The 1,483-nt window shown below is 40.0% G+C and carries 1 protein-coding gene; it reads left to right on the forward strand.

What is annotated here, in order from left to right; translation table 11 throughout:
• Positions 1 to 82: 82 nt before the first annotated feature.
• Positions 83 to 1,308, forward strand: a protein-coding gene (locus QNI15_RS38785) for an IS3 family transposase (protein ID WP_390902246.1) whose coding sequence is annotated in 2 segments (ribosomal slippage) — positions 83 to 332 and positions 332 to 1,308 — 1,227 coding nt in all. Because the reading frame shifts where the segments join, the coding sequence is not laid out codon by codon here.
• The last annotated feature ends 175 nt before the right edge of the window (positions 1,309 to 1,483 follow it).

Genomic DNA, 1,483 nt, shown 5'->3' on the forward strand with positions numbered 1-1,483 from the left:
TGTAGTTGCTATCTTTAAGTGGACATCAAGTTAAGATCAATTGCTATCTTTATTATATAGTTGAACTTAATCTGTAAGCAAGATGAGTAGCACACGAAAACTCTATGACAGAGCCTTTAAAGTAATGGCAGTCGAACTATGTTTGAATGGGCAAGCCTCCCAACAAGTAGCTGACGATTTAGGCATTCGGGTACAAATGCTTAATCGGTGGAAAAAAGAATATCTGCAAAACAAAGAAAACAGCTTTTCAGGACAAGGCAATCTCTCTGCCGAACAGGCAGAAATCTATCGACTGAAAAAACTGCTGCGCCAGGCAGAAATGGAAAGGGACATCTTAAAAAAGGCAGTCAGCATCTTTTCCAAAGAAAATGGCAACTCTTCCAATTCATAAACAAACACTGCTCTGAATTTGCCATTGAAAAGATGTGTACCCTTTTAGGTGTAAGTCGGAGCGGATATTATCGGTGGGTGAAACAGTGGTCTACACATACTGTTTGCAAACGTAAACAAGCCAATGAGCACTTGCTCGAACAGATTAAACGTGTACACAAAGAAAGTAAATCCTGTTACGGTAGTCCACGTATCAGCACCCAACTAAAAAAAGAAGGTTTTTCCTGTTCGCGTCCTCGTGTAGCTCGCTTAATGAAACAAGCCCAGCTAAAAGGCTTGCCTGCCAAAGGATTTAAAGTGTGTACTACTGATTCTGATCATACTTATCCACGAGCCGCTAATCTGTTAAATCGTCAGTTTACGGTAGAAAAACTCAATCAGGTATGGGTCAGTGATCTTACTTATATTCGCACCAAAGAAGGGTGGTTGTATTTAACCATCATTCTCGATTTAGCAGATAGAAAAGTGGTCGGTTGGTCTGTAAGTGAGAGTTTACAGACAGAATCTACGCTGATTACTGCCTGGCGAATGGCCATTACACAACAGAGTATAAAAACGGATCACTCCCTGATTTTTCATTCCGATCAAGGAGTACAATACGCTTGTGATCTATTTCAGAGCGAACTAAGCGCTTTTCCTCATATACAACAAAGTATGAGTCGAAAGGGTAATTGTTGGGACAATGCAGTCGCAGAAAGCTTTTTTAAGACCCTGAAAACCGAATGGATCTATCGGTTAGGTCTTCAAAGTAAAGCACAAACCAGACGAGAGATTTTTACTTTTATCGAAATCTGGTATAACCGCAAACGCATTCATACAGCGTTAGGGAATCTAACTCCGTCCGAAAAGGAAGAGCAACTTTGTCAAAGCCAACAAGAAGAGAAACAACAGGAAAAACATCTCTCAACAGCAGCCTAACAAACATACATGCTCATATACGCTTGATGATTCATTAATTTTCTTTACTTATTCTTTTTTTGGCAAGTCCCTACACACTGCCTGAGGGGCTTGCCAAAAAAAGAATGGGCTATTGGGTGTTTCTGGCAATTAGACCTGAACTTATATTTTTGTTCACTTTTTTCTTGCATGTTCA

Source organism: Xanthocytophaga flava, from assembly GCF_030068545.1.
GTDB classification, from domain to species: domain Bacteria; phylum Bacteroidota; class Bacteroidia; order Cytophagales; family 172606-1; genus Xanthocytophaga; species Xanthocytophaga flava.